We start from the raw sequence: 269 nt of genomic DNA, 5'->3' as shown, positions 1-269 counted from the left end.
CCTTTTTCTAATACTCCAATTACATTCAATCTTTTTCCTCGCTTTTTCGTCTGGTTTATTTGTTTCTGCTTCCCCTTTTTTACATAGGTGTAACTCACAGGACTCCATAAACAAAAACCTGCCTCATCTAAATATTTTAATCTGACCAAACCCTCTTCTTCATAACGCTTTAACGTCTCCAAATCTCTTTTCTTGCTCGCTGTTTTTTCGGGATTCTGTTTTTTCTTTAAACTGGCTTTTGTTCTTTTCCAGCGCCAGTCTTTTTTTTT

Annotated in this window: 1 pseudogene; it reads right to left on the bottom strand. The window is 35.7% G+C overall.

Going from position 1 to position 269, the window contains the following annotated elements:
- Window positions 1-269: pseudogene (locus PL9631_RS26395) on the bottom strand (hypothetical protein); the annotation flags it as partial.

The sequence above is a fragment of the Planktothrix paucivesiculata PCC 9631 genome (genome assembly GCF_900009265.2).
GTDB lineage: Bacteria > Cyanobacteriota > Cyanobacteriia > Cyanobacteriales > Microcoleaceae > Planktothrix > Planktothrix paucivesiculata.
Note: the sequence above shows the minus strand (reverse complement) of the source record. Positions and strands in the feature narration are given on the sequence as shown.